4 protein-coding genes are annotated in these 5,173 nt (G+C 69.4%); all 4 read left to right on the forward strand.

Going from position 1 to position 5,173, the window contains the following annotated elements:
* Positions 1-368: 368 nt before the first annotated feature.
* The 4 genes from sucC to HFP15_RS41955 all read left to right on the forward strand — a co-directional run bounded on the left by sucC (position 369) and on the right by HFP15_RS41955 (position 5,015).
* A complete protein-coding gene (sucC, locus tag HFP15_RS41940; protein WP_168524163.1) occupies positions 369-1,538 on the forward strand; it encodes an ADP-forming succinate--CoA ligase subunit beta in 1,170 nt (389 codons plus the stop codon).
* 4 nt (positions 1,539-1,542) lie between these two features.
* Positions 1,543-2,433, forward strand: a complete 891-nt coding sequence (gene sucD, locus HFP15_RS41945) for a succinate--CoA ligase subunit alpha (protein WP_168524165.1) — start codon at positions 1,543-1,545, stop codon at positions 2,431-2,433.
* Positions 2,434-2,627: 194 nt separating this feature from the next.
* Positions 2,628-3,356 carry a DUF5336 domain-containing protein gene (locus tag HFP15_RS41950; protein ID WP_168524167.1) on the forward strand — a complete coding sequence of 243 codons (729 nt, stop codon included), beginning with the start codon at positions 2,628-2,630 and terminating at the stop codon, positions 3,354-3,356.
* A 138-nt stretch (positions 3,357-3,494) separates the two neighbouring features.
* Positions 3,495-5,015 carry a cell division protein PerM gene (locus tag HFP15_RS41955; RefSeq protein WP_168524170.1) on the forward strand — a complete coding sequence of 507 codons (1,521 nt, stop codon included), beginning with the start codon at positions 3,495-3,497 and terminating at the stop codon, positions 5,013-5,015.
* Positions 5,016-5,173: the final 158 nt, after the last annotated feature.

The following is a 5,173-nucleotide window of genomic DNA, read 5'->3' on the forward strand; positions in this document are numbered from 1 at the left end:
GCACCCGCGCTGAAGCCGACCACCTCACCCGCGCGGGTACCGAACACCCCACCCGCGCTGAAGCCGTACACCCTGCGCCGAGCACGCGGCCGAACGCCCGTTCACGACCGCCCGAGCCCCCACAGCCGCCCCAGCCGCGGCCCCGAAAAAGGCCCCCGGTTCGAGTGATTCGACGAGGTGGGGGTAACACAGTGGGGGGTTTCACAGCTTGAAACAACCCTCTGGATCCATACGGTGACAGAGTTCACCGGATGCGGCACCCCGCGCTTCCGGCCAGGTCGCTAGGGTCGTCTCGTCCGGCAGCATGGTTTGCAAACAGCACGCTCTGCATCCATCACAGTGGCGTGTGTCGTCAGGAGACTGGAGTAGTGGACCTCTACGAATACCAGGCGAAGGACCTCTTCGCCGCCCACGGTGTGCCGGTACTGCCCGGCGCCGTTGCGAGCACCCCGGAAGAAGCGCAGGCCGCCGCCGAGAAGATCGGCGGGCAGGTCGTGGTCAAGGCTCAGGTGAAGACCGGGGGCCGTGGCAAGGCCGGCGGCGTCAAGCTGGCCAAGGACGCGGCCGAGGCCAAGGAGAAGGCGCAGGCGATCCTGGGCCTGGACATCAAGGGCCACATCACGCACCGCGTGCTGGTGACCGAGGCGTCGGACATCGCGGAGGAGTACTACTTCTCCTTCCTGCTGGACCGCGCCAACCGCACCTTCCTGGCCATGGCGTCGGCCGAGGGCGGCATGGAGATCGAGCAGCTGGCCGTCGAGCGCCCGGAGGCGCTGGCGAAGGTGGCTGTCGACGCGATCGCCGGCGTCGACAAGGCCAAGGCGCTGGAGATCCTGACCGCGGGTAACTTCCCCGAGGCCATCCGCGACCAGGCCGCCGACGTCGTCGTGAAGCTGTGGGAGACCTTCGTCGCCGAGGACGCCACGCTGGTCGAGGTCAACCCGCTGGTCCGCGACCCGCAGGACAAGATCGTCGCCCTCGACGGCAAGGTGACGCTGGACGAGAACGCGGGCTTCCGCCACCCCGCGCACGAGGAACTGGTCGACAAGCAGACCGAGGACCCCCTCGAAGCGAAGGCCAAGGCCAAGGACCTCAACTACGTCAAGCTCGACGGCGAGGTCGGCATCATCGGTAACGGTGCCGGGCTGGTCATGTCCACCCTGGACGTGGTCGCCTACGCCGGCGAGAAGCACGGCGGCGTGAAGCCGGCGAACTTCCTCGACATCGGCGGTGGCGCCTCCGCGGAGGTCATGGCCGCCGGCCTCGACGTGATCCTCAACGACCCGGCCGTGAAGTCGGTGTTCGTGAACGTCTTCGGTGGCATCACCGCCTGCGACGCCGTGGCCAACGGCATTGTCGAGGCCTTGAAGATGCTGGGCGACGAGGCCAGCAAGCCGCTGGTCGTCCGTCTCGACGGCAACAACGTCGAGGAAGGCCGCCGGATCCTGAACGAGGCCAACCACCCGCTGGTCACCCAGGTGGACACCATGGACAACGCGGCGGACAAGGCCGCCGAGCTCGCGGCGGCAGGAGCGTAAGACAATGTCGATCTTCCTTGACGCAAACTCCAAGATCATCGTTCAGGGCATCACCGGGTCCGAGGGCACCAAGCACGCGACCAAGATGCTGCAGGCCGGCTCCAACATCGTCGGCGGCGTCAACGCCCGCAAGGCCGGGCAGACGGTCACCATCGCAGGCAAGGACCTCACCGTGTTCGGCACGGTCGAGGAAGCGATGAAGGAGACCGGCGCCGACGTGTCGGTCATCTTCGTGCCGCCGAAGTTCGCCAAGGACGCCGTCATCGAGGCCATCGACGCGGAGATCCCGCTGGCCGTGGTGATCACCGAGGGCATCCCGGTGCACGACTCCGCCTACTTCTGGGCGCAGGCCGTCGCGAAGGGCAACAAGACCCGGATCATCGGCCCGAACTGCCCCGGCGTCATCTCGCCCGGCAAGTCCAACGCGGGCATCATCCCGGCCAACATCACCGGCCCCGGCAAGATCGGTCTGGTGTCGAAGTCCGGCACCCTGACCTACCAGATGATGTACGAGCTGCGTGACATCGGTTTCTCCACCGCCGTCGGCATCGGTGGCGACCCGGTCATCGGCACCACCCACATCGACGCGCTCGAGGCGTTCCAGAACGACGCCGACACCGAGGTCATCGTGATGATCGGTGAGATCGGTGGCGACGCCGAGGAGCGTGCCGCGGCCTACATCAAGGAGAACGTGACGAAGCCGGTCGTCGGCTACGTCGCCGGGTTCACCGCTCCCGAAGGCAAGACGATGGGCCACGCCGGCGCCATCGTCTCCGGCTCCGCCGGCACCGCCCAGGCGAAGAAGGAAGCCCTCGAGGCCGCCGGTGTCAAGGTCGGCAAGACGCCGAGCGAGACCGCCGAGCTGGCCCGCGAGCTGTACAAGAACCTGCACTGACTCGCGTTTTTCCGCGCCACGGCCGGGTTCCCGCGTGGGAGCCCGGCCGTTGGCGCTTAACAGAAATCTCAACGCAACCGTTCGGTGCCGCCGCACGTCGGATGTCCAGGGGTGGCTGCAGCGCGTTGGTGCGCTAGCGTTTTTCCCGGCAATTCGGCCGCCTCTACCTTCGGGCAACACGACAGGAGCACGGAATGACCTTCCCCAGCGGTGGGCCTGGCTACCCCCAGCAGGGTGGCGGCCCCCAACCCAATCCCCAGGCACCCGGCACGGGTGGGTTCCCGCAGCAGCAAGCGCCCGGGGCCACCCTGTCCGTGGCCAACCTGACCGTGCTGATGGCCCTCGGCGTGACCCTGCTCGGCCTCGTCAACTACTTCCTCGGGTACTCCGAGGAGTCCGCGGGCGCGGACATGCCGATCCTGCTCCTGCTCGCGGGCGGTCTGCTGGCCGCGCTCAGAGTGCTGCCGAAGGGCCCGAAGGTGCTGCCCTTCGCGGCTCTGCTCAGTGTGCTGGGCGCTCTCGACAGCATCCTGGTCGTCGTCCGGGTGCCGTCCGGAGGCGAGGTGCCCGGAGTTGTCACGGTGATCCTGATCCTCGGCATCCTCCAGGCACTCGTCGCGGTCGCGACGTTGCTGTTCGACCACGGCGTGCTCAAGATGCCGGTCAGCCGTCCGCAGCCGCAATACGGGCAGCCGGTCTACGGCCAGCCGCCGCAGTACGCGCAGCCGCAGCAGGGGCCCGAGAAGCAGGGCCCGCAGGGCACCCAGTTCGCTCAGCCGGTGACGCCGCAGTCCACGGTCTACGCGCCGCAGCACGGCCAGTTCTACCAGCCGCAGCAGCCCGAATCCGGCACGCAGCAACAGCAACAGCAACAGCCGGGTAACCCCGGCACGCCGCCCGGCGGCTTCGGTAACAAGAGCTGAGGCTGCCTGCGCCGGGCCTCGCTCGTCCCTTGAGGGGCCCGTTGTCGCTAACCCCTCCGGGTGAGCTGTGGGACGCGCCATGATCCGTCGGCGGCGTGGCTCATCCGGACGGCGGACGACGAGTGCGAGGGTGCGCACATGCAGTTGCTCACCCCGTACTCCCGCCGCGAGGAAGGGATGAACGACCTGCGCCATCCGGGTGAGCGGTCCGTGGCGGCCCGGACGAAGATCTTGTGCACCGCCGCATTCGGCCCGCTGATCACCGGCTACGCGGTTGTGGTCGCGCTGTTCGCGCTGGTCACCGCGATCGCGTCGGTCGCGACGTTCTCGGTCACCGGCGTGCTGCGCGCCGCCGGTCCGGGGCTGCTGGCCGCCTACCAGGTGCCGGTCACCATCGCCGGAAGCCCGCTCGGTGTGCTGCCACTGCTCGGCACGGCCGCGGTGTGCGCCCTGGTCGCCACTTCGGCGGCGCGCGCGGCCAACCGGCTCGGCTACCGCCATCCCGGCCAGGCCGTGAACGTGGTCGCGCCGATGGCCGCGGTGCACGCGCTGGCGGGTGTCACGATCGCGATCACCGTCAGCGGTTCGGGAGTGAGCGTCGAACCGCTCGCCGCTTTCCTCGTGCCCGGTTTCGTCGCGGCACTCGCGGCGGCCGCCGGGATCGCCGACCGCTGCGGGATCGTCGCCGCCGTGCGCGAGTACCTCGACCCCATCGCACTCCGCGGCCTGCGTGCCGGCGCGCTGGGCCTTGCGGGCCTGTTCGCGGTCGGCGCGGCGGTTTTCGTGCTGAGCATGGTGTTCTCCGGCGGCACGGCGCGAGACCTGTTCGCGGCGAACTCCCCGGGTTTCGGCAGCGGTGTCGGCATGCTGCTGTTGTCGGTGGGCTATCTGCCGAACGCGATCACCGGTTCGCTGGCTTTCACCGTGGGGACGGGTTTTTCGATCGGACGGGTGTCGGTCACCCCGTTCTCCTTCGACGGCGGTGCCGTGCCAGGCCTGCCGCTGCTGGCCGGGATTCCCGACCATGCCGCACGCTGGTGGCCGATGTTGATGGTGTTGCCGGCGGCGGTCGGAGCGCTGGTCGGCTGGTTCCTGCGCCGCTGCGACGGGGACCCGCGCGCGAGGCTGCGAACGGTCGCGATCGCCGGTGCGCTCGTCGGGTTCGGCTGCGTGTTGCTGAGCACACTCGCCGGTGGGCGGCTGGGCGGTGGCTCCTTCACCCCGATCTCGATCCCGGCGGGCCTTACGTCGGTGGCGGCCTTCGGTTGGATCGTCGTTCCCGGCGGGCTGGTCGCATGGCTGACCGGCCCGGGGCGGCGCGCCGTGGTGGCGGCTCCCGAGGTCCATGACGATCCGGCCGACGAGGGCGAGGAGCCTGAAACCGACGAGGAAACTCTCGCCGATGCCGATGCCGATGCCGAGCCCGACGAGGACGCCGTGCTCGACGAGGACACCCTCGCTGACGCCGACACTGAGCTCGACGAGGACAGTGAGACCGACGAGGACAGCGAGCCCGACGAGGAGTCACCGGCGGACGACGACGTGCCGGCCCACGACGAGCCCCCGGCAGACGACGACGAAGCCCCGGAAACCGCCGACGACCCGCGGGAACCGGAGGACGAAGAACCGTCGCCGGACACCGAGCGACGCACCGGATAGCGCCCGTCATCAGTCCGGCGAAGCCCAGCACTGCCCCGTGGCCAGGCCTGATGGGTGTGGCCACCCCCGCCCGGCGTCGGCCACGAAGGCTGGCTGCGCTGTGGTCGTCCCACCCAGGGCCCGCCACGAAGCCTGGCTGCGCTGCGGCCGCTCCACCC

Origin of the sequence: Amycolatopsis acididurans (assembly GCF_012328925.1) — a bacterium.
GTDB lineage: Bacteria > Actinomycetota > Actinomycetes > Mycobacteriales > Pseudonocardiaceae > Amycolatopsis_E > Amycolatopsis_E acididurans.

Excerpts from the sequence above, each read along its gene's own strand:
- HFP15_RS41950 (WP_168524167.1), top strand. The coding sequence starts at position 2,628 with ATGACCTTCCCCAGCGGTGGGCCTGGCTACCCCCAGCAGGGTGGCGGC.
- HFP15_RS41955 (WP_168524170.1), top strand. The coding sequence starts at position 3,495 with ATGCAGTTGCTCACCCCGTACTCCCGCCGCGAGGAAGGGATGAACGAC.
- sucD (WP_168524165.1), top strand. The coding sequence starts at position 1,543 with ATGTCGATCTTCCTTGACGCAAACTCCAAGATCATCGTTCAGGGCATC.